Genomic DNA, 20897 nt, shown 5'->3' with positions numbered 1-20897 from the left:
CAACTGTCTGCACACCCGAGTTACTCGGTGTTTCCGCGCAACTCCTCCCGTTTCCCCTACTGCGCACCCGAGTTACTCGGTTTTTCCGCGCAACTCCGCCCCTTTCCCATATTGCACACCCGAGTTACTCGGTTTTTCCGCGCAACTCCGCCCGTTTCCCCTGCTGCGCACCCGAGTTACTCGGTTTTTCCGCGCAACTCCGCCCGGTTCCCCTACTGCACACCTGAGTTACTCGGTTTTTCCGCGCAACTCCGCCCCTTTCCCATATTGCACACCCGAGTTACTCGGTTTTTCCGCGCAACTCCGCCCGTTTCCCCTGCTGCGCACCCGAGTTACTCGGTTTTTCCGCGCAACTCCGCCCGGTTCCCCTACTGCACACCTGAGTTACTCGGTTTTTCCGCGCAACTCCGCCCGTTCCGCCGACAGCGCACTCCAACCAACTCGATTTCTTCGACTTGCTGGCTCGACTTCGCGCCTCCAAGCACCTGCCAGCTCGATTTCGACTAAGACTGCCGTCTCCCGGGTATGCGGGAGGCAGTTCCCCTTGGCCTGCGCAGCGGCCTCCTTGTCCCATAAACCGGCTGCTCCCGCTCGTTCCGAAGGCCCGCTCAAAGCAGTCCTTTCACGCAAAAAATCAGCCCTGTCGCCAGGGCCGATTTTGATCTTGCGCAACCGCAACGAGGAGCAGGATCGGCCTTTCGGCCCCCCCCCCTGGTCCCTTTATTTTTTGGACAGGATGTCCGTCAGAACCGGAACGACCTGCGACTTGCGGGACACGATGCCCTTCAGCGTCGCCTTGTTGTCGTCGAGCTTGACGCCGAACGCTTCCTCGAACGCGGCCGTATGCTTGCCGAGCGCGATCGCGACGGAGTCGTTGTTGAGGATGTCCGTCGTGACGAAGACGAACAGGTCCAGCCCTTTGGAGGCGATGATGTCGTTCAGCGCCGCTTCGACCTCGGCCTGGCGGGAGAACACGTCGTTCAGGTCGACCGCGTTCACTTGCGCGATCTCGACCTTGGCGGAGCCCATCGAGAACTCCTTGGAGTCGAGGCTGATCAGCTCGGCGACGGTTTTGTCGCTCAGGTCAGCGCCGGCCTTGAGCATGTTCAGGCCGTACTCGTCGGCGTTCACGCCGGCGATCTCGGCGAGCTCGCGAGCGGCCGCCACGTCCTGCTCCGTGCAGGTCGGGGACTTGAACAGCAGCGAGTCGGAGATGATCGCCGACAGCATGAGGCCCGCGATTTCCTTTTTGACCGGCACGCCGTGCTCCTTGTACAGCTTGAGCAGGATCGTCGCCGTGCAGCCGACCGGCTCGGCGCGGTAGTACAGCGGAGCCTTGGTCTCGAAGTTGGCGATGCGGTGATGGTCGATGACCTCGATGACCGTCACTTCGTCGATGTCGGCCGCGCTCTGCTGGCGCTCGTTGTGGTCGACGAGGATGACTTGCTTCGCTTCGGCGGCTACGGCTTCGACGAGACGGGGAGCGGCGACGCCGAACTGGTCCAGCGCATACTGCGTCTCGCTGCCGACCGCGCCGAGGCGGATCGCTTCCGCTTCGACGCCGATCTGGTTCTTGAGCTCCGCATAGGCGATCGCCGAGCAGATCGTGTCCGTGTCGGGATTTTTATGGCCGAAAACAAGTACTTTGCTCATGTCAATGTTCTCCTTCGCTAACTGGAATCGGGATTCGAATAAGACCTGTCCCCGATTATACCTTAAATCCGCCCCGAGAACCATCCCTTTCATCGTCAATCCGACCCCTCCGATCGCGCTGCGGCCCCCCGTTCCCGCTCGGTTTTTCTCCTCTGCCGCCGACGGACGCCCTCCCCGCCGGCCCGTTCAAACGCTGCCGGCCCGCGCCTCGTCTCCCTTCAGCCTCAACGCGTCCAGAAGCCCGCTCTGCAGGGCCGGGTTCGAGGCGACAAGACTGCGCTCGCTCAAGCGGTAAGGGCCGGCGGAGGCGGTCGTCGCCGCGCCGCCCGCCTCGAGCAGGATGATCAGCCCGGCCGCGACATCCCATGGATACAGCCCGTCATGCCAAAATCCGCTCAGCCTGCCGCAGGCCACGAGGCATAGATCGAGGCTGGCGGCGCCGAAGATCCGGACCGTGCGCGCCGTGCCGGCGATGCGGTTCATTTGCGCGATCGCTCGCGAGCCTTCGCGCCAGTCGGATGCCTGAAAGCCGGTCGCGAGCGTCGCGTCGGGCAAGGACCGCTCCTCGCTGACCCGGATCGGCTGGCCGTTCCGATAAGCGCCTTTGCCGGCGGAAGCATGGTACAGCTCCCCCGTCGAAGGATTGTAGACGACGCCATGCAGCAGGCAGCCGTCCTTCATGATGCCGATCGACACGGCGAAATGCTCGATTCCGTGCACGAAATTGATCGTTCCGTCGATCGGATCGACGATCCAGCCGCAGCCCGGCAGCGGCTGCTCCATGAAGCGGAACGGATCGCCCGCGCCGTCCGTCTCCTCCGACAGGATCCAGTGGTCCGGATAGTCTCGCGCGATCGCCTGCCGCAGCAGCTGCTCGCTGCGCAGATCGACCTCGGTCACCAGGTCGGCGTGGTTCGCTTTGTCGCGGATCCGGTAGGGCTCGCTCATGCCTCGCAGAATCTGGTCGCCCGCCTCTTTGGCATAACGGATCGCCGAAGCCAGCATCGCTTCTCCGCCTTCTTGGTCTCTATTCATTGAATCCGGAAACTCCCTTTCTTGGCCTAGAATCGCGGAGCGCCGCCTTTCAGCCGCCGATCTCCGCGTGGATCCGTCCGCGCGCCAGCAGGAGGCTCTCCCCCGGCGGCACCGATCCCGTCAGGCACAGCCTGCTCCCGGAGCCGCGAAGCATTCCGTTCCAGCGCTCTGCCAGCGGCTCCGCCCGCTCCGCGCAGATCGGGATGACGCATGCCTCCGGCCGCACCAGCTCCAGCAGCCAAGCCTGAAAGCTGTCCTCCAGCCCGTGATGCGGCGCCTTCCATATCCGGCTCGCCAGTCGGCTCCTTCGCGCCAGACGCGTCCAGCCCCCCTCCATCAGATCGCCGCCGAACAGCACGCCGACCGTTTCGTCGCCATCCGCCGTCAGCCGGTAGACCGAGCTGTCGTCGTTCGACTTGTCGAAAAAGCCGGCCAGCTCGGCCAGCCGCTCCTCCTCGGGACGTCCGTCCGCATCGAAAACGCTGTGGAGAACCTCAAGCGCGGGGAGCGGATCGTCCTGCCACGGGTACAGATGCTCCAGCCGGAAGCCGTGCTCCTCCCAGACGACGGAGCTCTCCGCCGATGCGTGCCGAGATCTCCAGCGGATCTCGGTTCCCCGAGCCTCCAGCAGCCGGATCAGCTCCCGATACGTCTCCAGGATGCCGCAAACGCGCCTGGTCAGCTCCGAAGCCTCCCGCTCCAGCTCCGGACGGAAGCGGACGGCCCGCTCGGGAAGCCCGTACGGCAAAATCGCGAGCGCGACCTCGACGCTGCGGACGACGTCGAGCAAGCCGTTCAGATGATCCTCATGCAGATGCGTCACGATCATGGCGTCCAGCCGGCGCAACCCGCGGCGCTCCATCCAGCGAAGCGGATGGTCCCGCCCCTCGGCGAGCGAGCCGTCTCCGCCATCGATCAGCGTCAACGCCCCGGACGGCAGCCGGATGAAATGGGCGTCACCCCAGCCGACGTTCAGAAAGTGGACGGATGCGTTCATGCGTCTCGCCTTCCTTTCTTTCGGAATCCGCCTCATCCGACAGGACATGGATCTTGTCGGCGGCGCACGACAGGCGGACCGTGCCGTCCAGCACGCCGGTGACGCTCGGATCGGCATCGTCCACGATCAGCGTCGTCTCCCCGCACTGCACCTCATACCGGACCTGGCGCCCCAGGAAGCTGCTGCCGGATATCGCCCCCATCCAGCGGTTCTCCGGCTCCGCATCGCCCTCGTCCGCTCCGATGCGGAGGCATTCGGGCCGGATCATCAGCGTCGCCCTGTCGCCCGGCCGGAACGTCCTCCCGGCAGAGGAGGCGCGCAGCAGCACGTCCCGGCAGCGGACGAGCAGGACTCCGTCCCGCACGTCCTCCACGATGCCGGCCAGCAGGTTGGCCGTTCCGACAAAGTCGGCCACAAACGCATTGGCCGGCTCGTAGTAGACCTCCCAGGGCGTGCCGGCCTGGCGAATGCGCCCTTTTTCGAACACCGCGACATAGTCGGACAAGGACAGCGCCTCGTCCTGGTCGTGGGTGACGAATACGGCGGTAATGCCGGCGCGCCGCTGCAGCTCGCGCAGCTCGCGGCGGACCTCGACCCGCATCTTGGCGTCGAGATTGCTCAGCGGCTCGTCCATCAGCAGGATGTCACGGCCGGTGACGAGCGCCCTAGCGAACGCCACCCGCTGCTGCTGCCCGCCGCTGAGCTGCTTCGGCAGCCGCTTTTCCAGCCCCTGCAGGCCGAACAGGTCCATCATCTCGCCGACCCGCGCGGCCGTTTCGGCCTTGCGGGCTTTTTGCAGCTTCAGGCCGTAGGCGATATTCTCCTGCACCGTCATATGGGGAAACAGCGCATAGTCCTGGAAAACGAGCGGCGTCTTGCGGCGGAATGCCGGAACTCCGTTCATCTCGGCTCCGTCGATGCGGATGCTTCCGCTGTCCGGCTCGTCGAAGCCGGCGAGCAGCCGCAGCAAGGTCGTCTTGCCGCAGCCGCTCGGCCCGAGCAGCGTCGTGAAGCTGCCTCGCGGAACGTCCAGCGTGACGCTCCGCAGGGCGGAGAAGGCGCCGAACGACTTGGTCACGTCGTCGATTCGAATATGCGGCTGAGCAGCGTTGTTCATGATTTCCTCCGATCGTAGGCGAACAGGATCAGCCGCGAGGCGGCCAGCAGGGCAAAGGCGATCAGGATGAGCGTGACGGTGAGCGCCGACGCGCCTCCCCAGACGCCGCTTTGGACGAGGCTCAGGATGGAGATCGTGCCGACGGATGTGGACGACGAATACAGGAAGATGATGACGCTCAGACAGGTGACCGAACGCAGGAACGAGAGCGTGAAGCCGGAGAGGATCGGGCCTCTCAGCAGCGGCAGCAGGACGCTTCGCAGCGTGCGGAGGGTGCCTCCGCCAAGGTTCAGCGACGCCTCCTCCAGCGATCTTCCGATCTGCTGCAGGCCTGCGAGGCATGCGCTGTAGCAGGTCGGCAAGTTCCAGAACAGCAGCGCCAGCACCATGATCGCGGACGTGCCTGCCAGCTCGAAGGGCGGCCCGTTGAACGCCATCGCGAAGCCGAGGCCGAGAAAGACGCCGGGAACGGCGCCGGGCAGAATCGCCAGGACGTCGAGCAGCCGGTTGATGCCGACCTGCTTGCGCTGGACGAGATAAGCGAGCAGCATAGCCAGCGCGACGGCGCCGAGAGAGGAGACGGCCGCGAAGCGGATGCTGTTCCATAGCTCGCTGCCTTTGGCGGTCACATACTTCATGTTCTGCAAGGTGAGGCTCCAGTCATAGCCCCATGTCCGGGCGAACGCCCCGTAGACCAGTACGCCGTATACGGCGAGCACGAAGAGCGAGACGAACAGGCAGCAGGCGAACAGGCTCCATTTGAGCGCCGGCGGCGCGGGATAAGCCTTGAGGCTCGATTCCTTGCCCGTGACGGTCACGTACGAGCGCTTCCCCACCCACAGCCGATTGACGAGAAAGAGGACAAGCGCGGGCACGAGCAGGGCGGTCGACAGCACGGACGCCGCCGACAGGTCGAACCAGCCGGACATCTGCATGTAGGCTTCCGTAGGAAGCAAGGCGAAGTTGCCCGCGATGATCATCGGATTGCCGAAGTCCGCGAGCACGTTCATCGCGGCGATCAGCGCGCCTCCGGCAATGCCCGGACGGCAGAGCGGCAGAAAGACATGCCGGAACGCCTGCCAGCGCGAGGCGCCCAGATTATGCGCCGCATGCTCCAGATGAGCGGCCGCGGCCTGCATCACGCCGTGGATGACCGTGAAGGCGTAAGGGAAAAAGGTGATCGTCTGCACGAGCCATAACCCCTGCCAGCCGTAAATGTCGAGGTTCAGATGAAGCAGATGCTTGGATACGAGTCCTTGCCTGCCGAACAGCAGGATATAGGAAAGCGCCACGATGAAAGGCGGCGAGACGACCGGAAGCAGCGTAATGAACCGGAAAAAGCCTTTCAGCGGGATGTCGAGCCTGACGATGGAATAAGCGAAAAGGAACGCGAGCGCGGTGCAGGATGCGGTCGACAGCACCGTCATGAACAAGCTGTTCAAGCCGGCGCGCATCCAGCGCTCGTTGGTCAGCAGCTGCAAATAATCGGCCGCGCCAGGATAGCTGACGACCTTGACGACCGGCCACAGCACAAATACGCAGGCAGTCGCCAGGACGGCGGCGAGGACAAGGAAAAGGACGGGCTCGCGCTTGAGCTTCTTGATGGCCATCTACCCCGTTTCAGAAAAAACTACCTGCTCCGACGCCGCTCTCCGCCCGGGTTCGGAGCGGAGCGAGACGGCGGAGCAGGCTGACTTCGGCGTTTCAGTTCGTGCCGGTCATTCCGACGAACCGCTTCACGACTTCTTCCTTCATGGCGGCAGCCTTTTCGCGGTCGTACTCGACGAGGCTGATCTCCTCGATTTTCGGCATGCCCTCCGGAGGCGCCACATCGGCCCGGACGGAGTAGCGGTTCGACAGCTTCGTGTTCAGCTCTCCGGCTTCTTTGGTCAGCAGCCAGTCCACGAACGCTTTGGCGTTGTCGACATTGGCCCCGCCCTTGACGATGCCGACGCCGCCGATTTCAAATGCGGTCTGCTCCGGCACGATCGCCTTGATCGGATAGCCTTGCTTCATCGTCTTGACGATGTCGTGCGCCCAGGACATGCCCGCGATGAATTCGCCCGTCGCGGTCAGGTTGATTCCGTCGCCGGCCTTTTGCGTGTAGTGATGGACGTTGCCGTTCAGCTTCTCGAGGTATTCCCAGCCCTGCTGCTCGCCGAGGCGGAACAGCTGGTCCGCGACGAAGATGTAGCCGCCGCCCGCGGTCGCCGGATTGGACGTGATGAACTGCCTCTTGTACGACTCATCCAGCAGGTCGTCCCATGTTTTCGGCTCCTGCACGCCCTTGGGCGCAAGCTCCTTCTCGAAGCGCTCCGTGTTCAGCACGATGCCGAGGACGCCCATATACCAGCCCTGCCAGTAGCCGTTCGGATCGTTGAACTTGGCATCGATCTGGCTGGCGTTGGCCGACGTATACTTCTCCAGCAGTCCTTGCTCGGCCAGCGGCTGGTAGAACTCGACCGATCCGCCGACCAGGATGTCCGCTTTGGGAGCATCCTTCTCGGCCTGGACCCGAGTGCTCGCCTCGCCAGCGCTGCCGAGGTTGAGCGATTCGATCTCGATGCCGGTATCTTTCTTGAACTGGTCCTTGAGCTGGATGACGTCATCCTCGTTCAACGCCGAGTAGACGACCAGCTTTTTCGACGCCGGCGCGCTCGGCGACGGCTCGGCTCCGGCCTCCGCTTGCGCAGAGCCCGACCCGGAATTCGCTTCTCCGGCGGAGCCGCCGTTCTGGCCGCAAGCCGTCACCGTCAATGTCGCGGCAAGCGCAGTCGCCAGAATCATGCCTTTTCTCGTTTTACCCCATCTCCACTCCATGCCAGATCCTCCTTTTATCTCTCCCAAGCTGTCTGACAGCTTTAGAATAACGGAGAATGATTTGCCCCATGTCAGCATTTTGTGAACCCTTTTTTAAGAAAAAAAAAGCATCCGCCATTAAGGCGGATGCTTCATGCTTCATGCTTCCTGATTCATGCTCATGCAGCCGGGGAGAAATCGTTCAGTCTCGCCGGACGACGAGCTTGAACGCGCTGCTTTTCAAATAATCCAAGGAGTAGAACACGGGACGGTCGTTCTCGTCGACATGCAGCTGCTTCAGCAGGATCAGCTCGCCGCCGAGCACCTCGGCCGCCTTCCGATCCCGTTCGCTGGCCGTGCCGACCGCGCTGATCTCGGTCAGCGCATAGGCGATGCGGATGCCGAGCTTGCGGTCTAAAAAGTCGAATATGGCGCCGGAGAAGCCTTCGTCGAAATGACCGCCTGCGATCTCCCGGGGAAAGATGTTGTAGTAGAACGCCACCTTCTGCCCGTCCGCCGTCCGAATCCGCTCCAGCACCACGACCGGCTCGTCCGTCCGCAGCTTCTCCATCCATTCCGGCTCGGCCTCGCGCGTATACACGCTGACGTCCGCCTCGCTCACCTTGTAGCCTACGCTCTGGATCATCTCGCCGAGACTGCGCAGCTTGTTCAACGAATTCTCGATCGAAAAAGGCCGTTCGTTCACATAGGTGCCGACGCCGTTCCGGCTGAGCAGGACGCCTTCCCTCTGCAGCATCTTCAGCGCCTCCCGCAAAGTGGGGCGGCTCACGTCGAATTGCTTGGCGAGCGCCGGCTCGGACGGAAGCTTGTCGCCCGGCTCGAGCTCCCCGGACTGAATTCTGCGCTCGATTTCTTCTTTGACCAGGATATAACGAGGTTTCTTTTCCATTTGGCGGGTTTCCCTTTGTCTTTGGCTAGAATACCCTCATTATTCCGCAAAAGGGAAGGCAACGCAATGCCGGAGCGCCGAGCGGCGCCGGTCTTTATTTCGCTTCGACGGATGCGGTCAGCTTGGCTTGGCCGTTGCTGGTCACGGCATTGACCCAGGACGCGGTCGTCCCTGGCGCCACGACGGCGGACACATAGCCCATGTCGTCGTCTCCCGACGTTCCGTCGGAATCATACACGTGGATCTCGACATTCGTATTCGACGGCTTGGCGACATAGACGGCATTGTAGCTGTCGGAGAATTGAGGTCCGAATTCCGCATCGTTGGCGCCGAATACGATCCGGTAGTCCTGCAATTTCGGAGCGTCGTTCTTTTTCCAGAACCTCGCATCCGTCTGCCCCTGGCCGTTGACGTACGCCTTGATGAAGATGTCGCTCTTGCCGCCGAAAGGATCCCGGTCCTCCAGGCTCTGCACGCTCTCGAGCACGATCTTGTGCGAGTAATACGGGTTGTGCACATACTGATGCGAAAACGCGCCGAGACCGTTCAGATGCACGTCGACATGATGGGCCGGATCGGACCAGTTCATGCCTTGCAGCGCAGGACCGTCGTCGCTGTCGTCCCAGCCCCAAGGCGCATTGGCGGAATTGGACGTGTAGTTGTCGCCTCGGATCGTTCCCCAGGACGAGAAAATCGAGGAATCATGCCTTTTTGCCCACAGGTCGCCCCACTCCAGGAGCGCATAGCCGTAGTGATGGACGTAGCTGCCGGTGGCGTTCGTCGGGAACTCCGCCGTGCCCGTATAGTCGTATACGATGCCGTCGCCGCCAGGCGCGCTCGACCCGTCATAGGCTTTGATGCCGTGCCCGCCGCTCGGGCTTTGGCCGTTCGCCTGACTGAACACCTTCGGATGGCTTCCGTTGAACAGCACGCCGCCGTCCACGTTGTCCGAGCCGGAGGTGATGGTCGGATCGTTCGTGTAGTCATACCACTGGTTATGCGCCATCGTCTCCATCAGATGGAACTTGCCGTACTCGGAGCCGTCCTTGCGGATGACGACGATGATGCCTTCCAGGTCGTTCTCATGCGCGTCGAGCGGTCTCGTATAGGCGTCGTCCCGAGGATGGAACAAATCGTACTCGATGAAATAATGCGTCAGCGTCTCCGCGACCTTGTAGTACACATACGCTTTCTGCTCGTAGTTGTGCAGATTGTCCCAGTTGTTGAGCGGCAAATAATCCCCGTCATAGTTGAAGCTGGAGATGAAGTCCGCCCTCGCGTCGAGGTCTGCGTTGACGTCCTGATAAATTTGCGGCGCCCAATGAGCCGCCAGATCCGCATAGCTCGGCGCCGCATGGCTCGTCCCGCCTGCGCCTCCCAACAACGATGCCGCCAGTACCGATCCGACCAGAGCCAGTTTCTTCCACATTCCTTGCTCCTCCATTTCAAATCGAGCGTTATTTTTTGAAGCTGTCTGACATCTATGATTATAAGCACGCTCCTCACCGCCGATCTAGACGCGCTTTGTTAAATGAAAAGCCGAATTGGATCAGGGAATCCAACCGAAAAAGGCCCCCGAAGGGGCCTTGCGCTCGAATTCAATCAACGTCCTTCGTCCGAAAGAGCCCGGGAGGAACGGCTGCGGGCCAGCGCCAGGCCGAGCAGCAGCCCGAGCAGCGACAGGCCCGACATCGTCACATACATCGTCTGGCCGCCGAAGCGGTCGAACAGCCAGCCGCCGGCGTAGGAAGCGACGATGCCGGACACGCCGAAGAACAGCAGCGCCAGCACCGTCTGGCCGGTCGCCCTCCACTCCTGCGGCACGATCCGGTACAGGTACTGGATCGCCGCCGAGTAGAATACCGGGAACGTGATGATCTGCAGCAGCTGCAGCAGGACGAGCCCGAACGGCTCCGTGATCCATGCGCTCAGGAAGAAGCGGATGAAGTAGAAGAAGCCGGCGATGGAGATGAGCAGCAGCTCGCGGCCGCGGCGCAGCCACCAGAAGCTGAGCGCGAATACGGCGATCTCGCTGCCCGCCGCGAGGAACCAGGCTTGGCCGAGCAGCTCTGGCCCGCCTCCGAGCGAGCCGATGTAGACGCCGAGGAACGTGTCGTTCACGCGCTGCGGGACGGCGCTGATGAAGATCAGCAGCAGGAACAGCGCCGTCTGCCGGTTCCGCAGGAAGCCGGCCAGGCTGGCAAGCCGCACGGGCTCCCCGGAAGCGTCGGCATCCGGCATGAGGAATCCGGCCAGCAGGCATAGCGCGCCGACGGCGGCGAATGTGAGGCCGAGGCTGGAAGCGCCGAAGCCGGACATGATGTAGCCGACCGCCAGCGACATGACGGCATAGCCGAACGCGCCGTAGGTGCGGATCGAGCCGTAGCTGACGCCGCGGCTCTCCGCCGTGCGGAAGTTCAGGCTTTCCAGCAGAGGGTCGATCGGCATCAAGCAGAAGTACAGCAGCATCGCCAGGCCGAGCAGCAGCGGGAAGCTGGCCGTGCCGTAAAGGAAATACCCGATGACCGCCGAGCAGACGGTGAGCAGCAGCATGATCTTGCGCACCGTGCGCAGCCGGTCGCTGATCATGCCCCAGAGCGGCTGGGCGATGATCGTGACGAAGCCGCCGGTGCCGGTGATGAGCCCGATCTGCATCGGGGTCAGTCCCTTTTGATCCAGATAGACGGGCATGAACGAGACGAACATGGCGAGCAGGGAGAAATAGAGGAAGTTGTAGGCCTTGAGAGTGGACGTTCCTTGGCGCATCGGATGGTCAAGCCTCTTTCACGGAAATTCGCGCGCATGCGGATCGTGGCGTCGGACATGGGAAGCGCGTCTACCCAGCATACCACAGCCGAGGGGCTGGCCTGCGCAAAAAAACCGGAGGCCGCAGGAAAATCCCTGCAGCCCCCGGTCCGGGGAACGCATGCATGAGCTCAATGGGCCGAAGCGTACTCGCGCTCCTGCTCGGCGACGGCCGCGGGGTCCATCTTGCCGTTGCCCATGAAGAAGGCGCATAGCAGCGCCAGCGCCGCCGGCACGATCGCCCAAGCGAACGTCTGCACGATCGACGACGACAGGCCGCCCGTAATCCGCTCGAGCAGATCCGGCGGAATCTGGGCGCGCAGGGCGGGGTCCATCAGCTCGCGCGGATCATGCAGCGTGAAGCCGGGAAGGCCCGCTCCGTCGGCCGCGCCCGCGACCGCTCCGCCCGCCGTGCCCGCGGCTCCCGCCGCGTCGGCGCCGGCAGCCGCCCCCGGCTGGGCGCCGCCGGCCGCTCCGCCAAGCGCCGATTCCAGCTTGCGCGTGAACAGATGGCTCTGGATGATGCCGAACACCGTGATGCCGACCGCCATGCCGAGCGTGCGCAGGAAGCTCAGCGTCGAGCTCGCCGCGCCGCGGTCCTGGACCGGCACCGAGAACATGCAGGCGTTGCTCAGCACGGAGAACGAAGCGCCGATGCCGAGGCCGACGAGCACCATGAACAGGCGCATCACCCAGATGTTCGTGCCGGCGCCGATCGTCGTCAGCAGCGCGAGGCCGACCACGAGCAGCGCGAGCGTCGGAATCATCAGCGTGCGGTACTTGAACTTGGTCATGAGGAAGCCGCCGAGCGTCGCCGTGACGACCGAGCCGACCATCATCGGCAGCAGCACGAGGCCGGAGTTGGTCGCCTTGCCGCCCATGACGCCGGAGATGAAGATCGGAATGTACATCGAGGCGGAGATGAACGCCGCGCCGGCGAAGATGCCGACGAGATTGCTCGAGGCGTAGACGCGGCTGCGGAACATGCGGAACGTGATGATCGGCTCCTTGGCCCGCAGCTCGAACAGCACGAACAGCACCGTCAGCACGGCGAAGCCGCCGAACAGCCCGAGGATGAGCGCGGAGTCCCAGCCGTACGTCGTGCCGCCGATCGTCTTGCCGCCGAGCTCGAGCGCGAAGATAAGGCAGATGACCGCCCCGACGAGCGTCGCCGCTCCGCCCCAGTCGATGATCTGGCGGCTATGCTTCTGCGACTCGCGATAGAAGCCCCAGACGAAGATCAGCGAGATCAGTCCGAGCGGCAGATTGATGTAGAAGATCCAGTTCCAGTGGATGTAATCCGTAATGTACGCTCCGAGCAGCGGCCCGAAGATGCTGGAGAGGCCGAACACCGCTCCGAACAGGCCGCCGAGCTTGCCGCGCTGCTCCGCCGGAACCGCGTCGAACATGATCGTGAAGGCGACCGGAATCATCGCGCCGCCGCCGAGGCCCTGGATCGCCCGGTACAGCGCCAGCTGCTCGATCGAGGCGGCCGTGCCGCAAAGGGCCGATCCGATCATGAAGACGATGAGTCCGAACACGAAAAACCGCTTGCGCCCGTACATGTCGGACAGCTTGCCGAAAATCGGCATGCCGGCCATTTCGGCGACCATGTACGCCGAGGTGACCCAGACGAACTTGTCGAGTCCGCCGAGCTCGCCTACAATGGTTCCCATAGCCGTCGACACGATCGTCTGATCCATCGAGGCCATGAGCATGCCGAGCAGCAGCCCGGCAATGACCAGCCCAACGGGATTGCGGGTGGCTTGTTTCATTTGCTGATCCTCTTCCTTTCCTGCTTGCGTCCCTTTGGCCGGGACGCGTCCTTCATCATTATAGCCACGGCAGCCGTCCGCAAAATCAGCCCGCAGACGGATGTCCCCGGCGATATTTTTATTCTAAAGCAAATCCCCTGACAGCTGCCTGTCAGGGGGTGGACGCAGGTGCGGAAGCCTCTTCCTCCGACGCCGGCTTCATGAATTTTTTCTCGATCGCCTTGCAGGCCGCCCACGAAAGGAACAGGAGCAGCGCGACGAAGGCGAGCTGCAGCGGGTCGCGGTAGAAGCGCCCGACGTCGTGGCCGACATAGGAGACGACCAGCGCCATGATCCCCTTGCCGACGCCGACCGCCGCGAAAAAGCGGCCGATCGGCATGCGCGACACCGCGGCCGCCATGTTGACGAGCACGAACGGTCCGACCGGGAACAGGCTGAGGACGAACACGTAGCTGAACGCGTTGCGCCGGATCCAGCTCATGCTCGCCTTCACCTTGGGCTTGTCCGCCCAGCGGCGGGCGAGGCGGTGGCCGGAGGCGGCCCGCACGGCCAGGAACGTCGTCATGCAGCCGGCGACGAGGCCGAGCCAGGAGTAGAGGAACCCGGCCCAGAGGCCGTACGCCGCGGCATTCGTGCCGATGAGCAGCAGCGTCGGCAGCGGGGGCACGAAGGATTTGAGGAAAGGAAGCAGGATGCCGGGCAGCGGACCATAGGATCGGTACCGCTCGAGCAGCTCCAGCAGCCGTTCTTCCGTCATATAAGACATCAATTGGTCAAGCATGTGGCATGGACTCCTTCCGCAGGAGCCGGCGCGGCCGGAAGCTCCTTGGGCTATCGGCTTCATTGTACTCCGTGCCTGGCGCGGAAGGAAGCCTCGGACGCGGCATATTATCCCTTGATCGGCATATCCTACAAAACGAACCTACCGGCCAGCCGGCCGGCACGAAGGAGAGTCTATGAATCCCATCCTGCTCGGCAGCATCGCGACGGCGGTGTGCACGGTCATCGGCGCGCTGCCCGCCCTGTTCATTACGAATATCACTCACCGCGGCAAGGACATCCTGCTCGCCTTCACGGCCGGCATCATGGTCGCCGCCTCGACGTACGGGCTCATCCCGAGCGCGCTCAAGCTGTCCGGGCTGCCGGCGGTCGCGATCGGCATCCTGCTCGGCACGATCGATCGTGCTCATGCTGCTGGAGCTCATCCTGCCCCATACCGATCCTTCGCATGACTCCGACCTCGACCTGTCGCCCGGCTCGGCCGCGGCGCGGCGCGGCTGGCTCGGCATGGACCGCAGCTCGATGCTGTTCTTGACGGCGATGGCGCTGCACAACCTGCCGGAGGGGCTGTCGGTCGGAGTCAGCTACGGCAGCAGCGAAGCCCAGCTCGGTCCGATCGTCGCGATCAGCATCGGCCTGCAAAACATTCCGGAGGGCTTCCTGACGGCGCTGTTCCTCATTACCCAAGGGATGCGCCGCGGCTACGCCGTGCTCATGGCCATCGGCACCGGTGTGCTCGAGCTGATCGCCGCGCTTGTCGGCGTCAGCTTCGTGGCGGCGATCGAGACGGTCGTCCCTTACGGACTCGCCTTCGCCGCCGGCGCGATGCTGTTCGTCGTCTACAAGGAGCTCATCCCCGAGAGCCACGGCGACGGCAACGAGCGCGTGGCGACGTTCTCGTTCATCATCGGCCTGCTGACGATGATCGCGATGACGCATTCGCTCGGGTAAGGCGGGGCGATGTCGGCCCTGAAGCAAGAAACCCCCTTCTTCCTGACGGAGGAGGGGGCTCCTTGCTTTATTTTTTTGCCCATTTCGACTCGATTGCGACAACGACAGGATAGGCCAGGAGAAAAAGAACGGCGAGGGTTGTGGAGAACTCGAAGGAGCTCCTGAACTTTTGCATCGTCCATCCGTCTTCCCCGAAAACCCAACGGGCAACGAAATTGGAGGGAGCAATTCCGTCGCTTGCTCCTGGAATCAGGTTGTGCGTGTAATTTTGCGCCAGACAGATAGTCGCAAGGAAGCAGAGCAAGAGGGCAAGGAGCATGCCCTTTGCGTACGGCAACGGAACCCCCGCCCATTTGAAAGCAGCTGCGGAGCCGAACAGAAAAACGAGGCAAAAAAGAATGACCGCCATCCGCATCCCCCCGTTCTAAAATGATTTCACCTGCATGAACGCGGTTCAAGCCGATAAAGTTGCTGCGAACAAAAAAGCTGGCCCCACAGGTCCCTCTTCCGAGACCTGTGGAGCCAGCCTTTTTCCTTTTAGACGCAGGTGCGTGTAATGCCGGCCTGCTAGCTCCGTTCCGGCAGCTCGCAAGCCTCGTCGCCCGGAGCGCAGGCCGCGCCCGCATCGCCGGCAGACTCGGGGGCCGGACCGGCGGCTTCCGCCTGGCGCTCGTCCCAGGCCTGGCGGAGCACCTGCAGGAAGGCGTCGGGATGCTGCGCGCCCGAGACGCCGTATTTGCGGTCGAGCACGTAGAACGGCACGCCCTGGATGCCGAGCTGCGCCCCGTCCTGCTCCTCCGCCCTCACCTGCTCGAAGTAGCGGTCCGACTCCAGCACCGCGGACGCCTCCGCGCGCGGCAGCCCCGCTTCTTCCGCCAGCGCCTCCAGCACCTTGCGGTCCTCGAGCAGCAGGCCGTCGGTGAAGTAGGCCTTGAACAGCCGCTCGGCCATCGCGTCGCCCTTGCCTTGCTCCTTGGCCCACGCCATGAGGCGATGCGCGTCGAACGTATTGCCCGGCTTCATCGCCTCGAAGTCGAACTTGAGGCCAAGCTGCGCCGCCTGCTGGCCGAGATTCTCGTTGCTCTGGCGCGCCTTCTCAACCGACATGCCGTACTTGGCGGCGAGCAGCTCATGAATGCTGCGGCCCGGCTCGTGCACGGCCGACGGGTCGAGCTCGAAGCTGCGGTAGACGACCTCGATGCCGTCCTTGTGCTCGAACGCTTCGAGCGCCTCCTGGAATCTCCTCTTGCCGATAAAACAGAACGGACAGGCGTAGTCCGACCAAATTTCAACCTTCATCGTCATACCCGCTTTCCGGCGGCTGCAGCCGCCTTTGAACTGTAACCATATTGGTTACATGGTATCATACGACATCGCCCGCGGGCAAACGTACGGCCGGCAGGCTCGCGGCGCGCGGCCTTGCCGCCGGCTACGAGCCTCCGCCTTCGCCAGCCGGCTGATCCTCCGCCGGGCCGCCTGCCTCCGCCGGCTCCGGCCCTTCCACATGCAGCCGGAGCGCCTGCAGCTTGTTTTCCCAGTAGCGGTCGAAGTAGGCCAGCCAGCGCTTCAGCTCGCGCAGCGGATCGGCGTCCATGCGGTAGCGCGTCTCGCGGCCGGTCCTGCGCTCATGCACGAGCCCGGCATCGGCGAGGATGCGCAGATGCTTGGAGACGGCGGCTCGGGTCATGTCGAAATGCGGCGTCACTTCCTTGAGCGGCAGCTCCCCCGCGTCCTGAAGCAGCTGCAGCATGCGGCGACGGCTCGGGTCGGCGATCGCCTGATAGACATCCGCGCTTGGCTCCCGCAGCGGCACGGGCTCAGCCCTCCAGCACGGCGGCCAGCTTCTTCACGATGCCGGCCCAGCCTCCGTTCATCCGCTCGCGCACCTCGCGGTGGGACTGGCCGAACTCGGTCACGCCGTCCTCCGACCAGCCGCCGTGGATGACGGTGAACTCGGTCACGCCGGGCTCCAGCTCCTTCAGCTCGAACGCGACGCTCCACTGCTCGCCCCAGTCGAAGCTCAGGCGATGCGGCGGGGACAGCTCGGTCACGCGGCAGCGCGAGTCGCCGAACGGCCCGGCATGCAGAATGAATTCGGCGCCCTCCTCGGCGACGAACGTATTCGGCATGAACCAGGCCTCAATGCCCGCCGAGGTGGCGGCTGCTTCCCATACTTTTTCGATCGGCGCTCGAAGCACCTGCACCTGACGGATTTCCGGCAGCTGGCGGTCGGATGACGATGGCATCATAATTCCTCCTTGAGTTCGTTGAACATAGAAAAAGGATACCATATGGTATCCTTTTTAGCAATCCCGGCGGGACGGAGACCGCCGACTGCCAGCTCCGCTTCCCTCTTGCGGCGCTCAGCGGTAAGTCCGCTTCTCCATTCCGTCGAGGCTTTTGAACTCATAGCCTTGCGCGCGCGCGCCGTCGATGATCCGGCCCAGCGCCTGCGTATTGTCGCTCGACACCGCATGCAGCAGCAGCACCGCGCCCGGATGCAGCTGCTCCATCACGTTGCGGTAAGCGTAATCCGCTCCGCGCTGCGCGGACGTGTCCCAGTCCTTGTAGGCGACCGACCAGAAGACGTTGCGGTAGCCCTCGGCTCCGCTGGCGGCGAGCATCGGCTCCGAAAAAATGCCGCGCGGGGCGCGCAGATAATCCATCTTCTGGACGCCGGTCAGCTCGGCGACCGCCTTTTTCACATCGGCCAGCTCCTGCCTGATCTTCTCCGGCGGCAGCGTGCTCATGTCCGGGTGGCTCCACGAATGGTTGCCGATCAGATGGCCCTCCGCCGCCATCCGCTTGACAAGCTCCGGCTCCGTCTTGACGTAATGCCCGGTGATGAAGAAAATCGCCGGCACGTTCTTCTCCTTGAGCACGTCGAGGATCGTCCCCGTCAGCCCGTCCTTCTCGTAGCCGTTGTCGAACGTCAGGTACAGCTCCTTGCGGGACGTGTCGCCGAGGAATACGGCGCCATGCTTCTCCAGCATCGGCTGGAAGCCTTCCTCCGCGATCGACGGCAGCTCGCCGTTTTTGCTTTTCTTGAAGCCGAAATGGTACGCCTTGCTCCAGCCTGCGGCAGGAGCCGCATCCGCTGACGGCGGAGCCGGCTCCGCCGCCGCCCGGCCGAGCGGCAGCCCCGCGCTTGCGACCGCTCCCGCGATCAGCACAGCCGCTCCGGCGGCTTGCCACCAACGTTTCGCCATTCTGTTCCCCTCCCGCTTTCATGATGCGCGCTCTGCTTTGTTTTGCCGCAAACGGCGGCCGCTTATGCATAAGCCGAGGGGAATCCGTTACGACGTTTAATTTACATGTGCATAACTTTTCATGTGGATAACTGTGCAACCTTTTCACAAGCTTAACTTTCCTGGGCATAGCGGCTGTTCATAGTGGGGATAATTCTGTGCATAAAGCAAAAAGCCGGCTCCGCGACAAAACGCGGATGCCGGCTTCGGGGCCGAAGGGCTGGGGATGGACGATAAGCTCGCCGGAGGCTCGGCCTTGGCCAGCGACGTCAGCATCAGCTGCTTCGCCTGAGGGTCGCCCTCGACCGGCTGCTCGGTATACTCGAACGAGACGAGATCGCCCGGCTCCAGCTCGAAGGCCGCTTCGGCCGTTCCTTCGCCAAGCTGGAACGACTCATGCCGGCCGTCCATCTCGATCTCGATCGTATGCGAATCGGCCAGGCCGCTGAACTTGCCTTCGCCTTTTTTGGCTTCCGGCTCGGACGGAGCGGCGGATGGCGCAGGCTCTTCCGAAGGCGATGCCGACGGTGCCGGCGGGCTTGGCGAAGGAGAAGGAGCCGCGGAGGGCGAAGGGCTGACGCTAGGCAGCGGCGACGGGGATGCCCCCTGCAGCGACTCGTTCGAGCCGGAGCAGCCGGCCAGCGCCAGCAGCAGCACGGCTCCGGATAGAGACAGCAGCCTCGTTTTTGACCGTGATGTACGTTTGTTCATATGAAGTGACACCTCCAATCCCTACAACGAGCGGGGGCTTGGATAAGTTGCCCGCTGGCGCAAAACCCGACTAAAGTCCAGCTGGGAACGCAAAAAAGCTCCCGCCCATGGGCGGGAGCTTCACGGATGATGCGGGCCGCGATGCCGGCGTTGTCCGGCTCGTCGGCGATGGCGCTGCGAGCGCCCTCGCGCTCGGCACGGATCAGTTCATCCTCGTCAGCGTGATGGAGCCGTCCTTGGCGGCGAAAGCGACGTTCCAGTCCAGCAGCTCGGCGATGAAGCGCAGCGGCACGAGCGTGCGGCCGTTCTTGTCGATGACCGGAGCGGCCGGAGCCGTCATGCTTTGGCCGTTGACCGAGTACGTTTTCTGGTTCACCCAGAAGCCGAGCTTGTCGGAGCCGGCGCTGATCCAGACTGCCTTGGCCTTGCCGTCGAAGCTGACCGTCGCGCCGATGCCCTCGCTCAGGAAGCGAAGCGGGATGTACGTCATGCCGTTCCACATGACCGGCGTCGTATCCATCTGGGTCGTGCCGCCGTTGATGTTCAGCTGCATGCTGTTCAGCTTCATCCAGACCGTCGTCATGGACGGCTCGACCGGAGTCGGCGTCGGTGTCGGCGCTGGCGTCGCTTCGGCGAACATCGACGGCTTCTGCCTGACGATCGCGTCGCCGAGGCCTTGGCCGACGCCGAAGACGAACTTGAAGCCTTCGCGGTCCGTCGCGTAAGCCGCATCGTAATTGCCGGCGGCGTAGCTGTCGAACGCCATCTGGATCTGGCTCTCATGCTTCAGAAGCGCTTCGGTAGCGGCGGCAGCCGGCAGCTTGCCTTCGGTGGCGGTGCCGAGGAACGAGCCGAAGTCCTTCGAGAACGTGTTGAAGCGCGCTTGAACGGCCTGCTTGGCGGCCATGTCGCCGGCCTTCACGGCGTTCACGTAGTCCGACTGGGCGTTGATGTGGTCGCCGGTCCACAGCTTCTCGAACGCGTCGGCTCCGGCGCTGCCGTACAGGGACGCGATCGCCGCTTTCCAGTCGGCGGTGTTCATCGCCTCGGCGCCGACGAGCGCGGAGGCGTCCTTCGCTCCGTCGAACTGCTTCTGCATCTGCAGCACCGACAGCGCCACATGCTCGGACACGAGCCTATTCAGCGTCGAGCGCAAATCGGCGGCCTTCGTATCGACGGAGGAGCCGCCGAACTTATCCGGCATCTGCTTGACGATCGCGCCGGACAGCGCCTTGCTGATCGTGAACATCGTCTTGTAGCCTTCGCGATACGCTTTGTACGCATCGGCGTAGTCGCCCTGCACATACTCATCGAATACGGTCTGCACCTGCGCCTCATGCAGCTTCAGCGCGTCCATGGCGGCTGCCTTCGGGAGGTTGTTCGCGGTCGCCGCGGCGAGGAACGTGGAGAATTCGTCCACGAAGCCCTGCACCTTCGCTTCCGCCGCTTTTACCGCGTCGGCGTTGTTCATCTTCTTGGCCTTGGCCAGCTCGTCGGTGGAAGCGTTGTGCGAACGGAAGATGCGGCCGAACTCGTCCGCTCCGGCTTTGCCGTACAGCATCTCGATCGCCGGCAGCATGTCGAGCGCGTTCTGGTCGAGCGCCTTGAGGGCGGCCGCCGCATCCTTGGAGCCGTCATACGCTTTGGTCATCGCCGCGACGGCGAGCGCGAAGTGCTCCGAGAGCAGATGGTCGAGGCTGGCGCGCAGATCGGCGGCCGGCGTCACGGCCGTAGGCGCCGCGGCCGGGGCGGGGACGGCCGCAGCCCATCCGGCTGGGATGGCGAGGGCGAGGGTCAGGACAGGGGCGAGCGCTTTCGTGATCTTCATGAACAGTCACTCCTTCGGGTATGGGGTCAATGCGGATTGCCGTGGCTGGCTCCGTCCGGGGATGATGCCCGGCGGTCGGCTTGAGCTGCTTTCATGGAGTGGAACGCAGGCCGGATCCGTTTGGATGACTCTTTTTTGCTTTATTTTTTATTTTTTTAAACCGGTTTCAACCTGGTTTTATCCGGGTAAATTCATTGTTTTCTTCTTCAACATCCCCTGACTTGCCCATGTCAAATTACATAATATTACATTAATTCAAAAGGAGCGCATGCAAAAAAGGATGGAAGG

General features: G+C 63.3%; 19 protein-coding genes and 1 pseudogene. 2 read left to right on the top strand and 18 right to left on the bottom strand.

Going from position 1 to position 20897, the window contains the following annotated elements; genetic code table 11:
• Positions 1-720 precede the first annotated feature (720 nt).
• From H582_RS0122160 to H582_RS0122105, 11 genes are all read right to left on the bottom strand, one after another.
• Positions 721-1653, bottom strand: a complete 933-nt coding sequence (locus tag H582_RS0122160; RefSeq protein WP_028600287.1) for a manganese-dependent inorganic pyrophosphatase — start codon at positions 1651-1653, stop codon at positions 721-723.
• Positions 1654-1839: 186 nt separating this feature from the next.
• Positions 1840-2688, bottom strand: a complete 849-nt coding sequence (locus H582_RS29055) for an inositol monophosphatase family protein (protein ID WP_084137532.1) — start codon at positions 2686-2688, stop codon at positions 1840-1842.
• Between the two features lie 49 nt (positions 2689-2737).
• On the bottom strand, positions 2738-3685 hold the full coding sequence (locus tag H582_RS0122150; protein WP_028600286.1) for a ComEC/Rec2 family competence protein: 948 nt from the start codon (positions 3683-3685) through the stop codon (positions 2738-2740).
• Positions 3645-4802 carry an ABC transporter ATP-binding protein gene (locus H582_RS29050; RefSeq protein ID WP_052333544.1) on the bottom strand — a complete coding sequence of 386 codons (1158 nt, stop codon included), beginning with the start codon at positions 4800-4802 and terminating at the stop codon, positions 3645-3647. The genes H582_RS0122150 and H582_RS29050 overlap by 41 nt, the downstream gene beginning before the upstream one ends.
• The gene (locus H582_RS0122140) at positions 4799-6412 is read right to left on the bottom strand and encodes an ABC transporter permease (RefSeq protein ID WP_028600285.1); all 1614 of its coding nucleotides are present in this window, start codon (positions 6410-6412) and stop codon (positions 4799-4801) included. The genes H582_RS29050 and H582_RS0122140 overlap by 4 nt, the downstream gene beginning before the upstream one ends.
• Positions 6413-6506: 94 nt before the next feature.
• Positions 6507-7622 carry an ABC transporter substrate-binding protein gene (locus tag H582_RS0122135; protein ID WP_164820200.1) on the bottom strand — a complete coding sequence of 372 codons (1116 nt, stop codon included), beginning with the start codon at positions 7620-7622 and terminating at the stop codon, positions 6507-6509.
• Positions 7623-7803: 181 nt separating this feature from the next.
• Entirely contained in the window at positions 7804-8511 is a 708-nt protein-coding gene (locus tag H582_RS0122130; RefSeq protein WP_028600283.1) for a GntR family transcriptional regulator, read from the bottom strand.
• 94 nt (positions 8512-8605) lie between these two features.
• The gene (locus H582_RS30495; RefSeq protein WP_052333543.1) at positions 8606-9940 is read right to left on the bottom strand and encodes a hypothetical protein; all 1335 of its coding nucleotides are present in this window, start codon (positions 9938-9940) and stop codon (positions 8606-8608) included.
• A gap of 173 nt (positions 9941-10113) precedes the next feature.
• Complete coding sequence (locus H582_RS0122120; RefSeq protein ID WP_028600282.1) at positions 10114-11277, bottom strand: MFS transporter; 1164 nt, start codon at positions 11275-11277, stop codon at positions 10114-10116.
• Positions 11278-11447: 170 nt separating this feature from the next.
• A complete protein-coding gene (locus tag H582_RS0122115) occupies positions 11448-13091 on the bottom strand; it encodes an MDR family MFS transporter (RefSeq protein ID WP_028600281.1) in 1644 nt (547 codons plus the stop codon).
• A 151-nt stretch (positions 13092-13242) separates the two neighbouring features.
• Positions 13243-13872: a TVP38/TMEM64 family protein gene (locus H582_RS0122105; protein ID WP_043111756.1), complete on the bottom strand. Its 630-nt coding sequence runs from the start codon at positions 13870-13872 to the stop codon at positions 13243-13245.
• A gap of 175 nt (positions 13873-14047) precedes the next feature.
• On the opposite strand from H582_RS0122105, the pseudogene H582_RS29040 reads away from it, so the two are divergent.
• Positions 14048-14822, top strand: a pseudogene (locus H582_RS29040) (ZIP family metal transporter).
• A 67-nt stretch (positions 14823-14889) separates the two neighbouring features.
• Here the strand turns inward: H582_RS29040 and H582_RS0122095 are convergent.
• The 7 genes from H582_RS0122095 to H582_RS0122065 all read right to left on the bottom strand — a co-directional run bounded on the left by H582_RS0122095 (position 14890) and on the right by H582_RS0122065 (position 20609).
• On the bottom strand, positions 14890-15231 hold the full coding sequence (locus H582_RS0122095) for a hypothetical protein (protein ID WP_228551265.1): 342 nt from the start codon (positions 15229-15231) through the stop codon (positions 14890-14892).
• Positions 15232-15389: 158 nt separating this feature from the next.
• Positions 15390-16121, bottom strand: coding sequence for a DsbA family oxidoreductase (locus H582_RS0122090; RefSeq protein ID WP_028600278.1), 732 nt, complete (start codon positions 16119-16121; stop codon positions 15390-15392).
• Positions 16122-16251: 130 nt separating this feature from the next.
• Positions 16252-16635 carry an ArsR/SmtB family transcription factor gene (locus H582_RS0122085; RefSeq protein WP_101808550.1) on the bottom strand — a complete coding sequence of 128 codons (384 nt, stop codon included), beginning with the start codon at positions 16633-16635 and terminating at the stop codon, positions 16252-16254.
• Between the two features lie 4 nt (positions 16636-16639).
• On the bottom strand, positions 16640-17068 hold the full coding sequence (locus tag H582_RS0122080) for an SRPBCC family protein (RefSeq protein WP_028600276.1): 429 nt from the start codon (positions 17066-17068) through the stop codon (positions 16640-16642).
• Between the two features lie 117 nt (positions 17069-17185).
• Complete coding sequence (gene pdaA, locus H582_RS0122075; RefSeq protein ID WP_028600275.1) at positions 17186-18031, bottom strand: delta-lactam-biosynthetic de-N-acetylase; 846 nt, start codon at positions 18029-18031, stop codon at positions 17186-17188.
• Positions 18032-18175: 144 nt separating this feature from the next.
• A complete protein-coding gene (locus H582_RS32640; RefSeq protein WP_127464464.1) occupies positions 18176-18781 on the bottom strand; it encodes a hypothetical protein in 606 nt (201 codons plus the stop codon).
• 202 nt (positions 18782-18983) lie between these two features.
• Positions 18984-20609: a copper amine oxidase N-terminal domain-containing protein gene (locus tag H582_RS0122065; protein WP_028600273.1), complete on the bottom strand. Its 1626-nt coding sequence runs from the start codon at positions 20607-20609 to the stop codon at positions 18984-18986.
• Here H582_RS0122065 and H582_RS32210 point away from each other — a divergent pair.
• On the top strand, positions 20599-20829 hold the full coding sequence (locus H582_RS32210) for a hypothetical protein (protein ID WP_127464463.1): 231 nt from the start codon (positions 20599-20601) through the stop codon (positions 20827-20829). The genes H582_RS0122065 and H582_RS32210 overlap by 11 nt on opposite strands.
• Positions 20830-20897 lie beyond the last annotated feature (68 nt).

Source organism: Paenibacillus pasadenensis DSM 19293 (assembly GCF_000422485.1).
Taxonomy (GTDB): Bacteria; Bacillota; Bacilli; order Paenibacillales; family Paenibacillaceae; genus Paenibacillus_O; species Paenibacillus_O pasadenensis.
Note: the sequence above shows the minus strand (reverse complement) of the source record. Positions and strands in the feature narration are given on the sequence as shown.